Genomic DNA, 223 nt, shown 5'->3' with positions numbered 1-223 from the left:
GCAGGCGACGTGATTGTTCATGTGACGGTCAAGAAAGATGCTGTCTTTGAACGGGATGGCTACGATGTATATGTACGTGTCCCCATTACCTACTCTCAGGCAGTGTTGGGCGCCAAGATCATTCCCCGCCGTGTGACCGGTACCTGCGCGTTCCATCAGCGTGAGCTGACGGTCGCTATCAAGCGTGCCCGTTATATGGCGCTGATGCCCTACGTGAGCGACT

General features: G+C 55.6%; 2 pseudogenes. Both read left to right on the top strand.

Annotated elements, in window-relative coordinates:
* Positions 1-9: 9 nt before the first annotated feature.
* A pseudogene (locus H6B10_RS18230) lies at positions 10-75 on the top strand (hypothetical protein); the annotation flags it as partial.
* A gap of 36 nt (positions 76-111) precedes the next feature.
* Positions 112-223 (top strand): annotated as a pseudogene (gene rpsR / locus H6B10_RS17905) (30S ribosomal protein S18); the annotation flags it as partial.

The organism is Gemmiger formicilis (assembly GCF_016901605.1).
GTDB lineage: Bacteria > Bacillota > Clostridia > Oscillospirales > Ruminococcaceae > Gemmiger > Gemmiger formicilis_B.
This window is presented reverse-complemented; position numbering and strand designations above follow the sequence as displayed.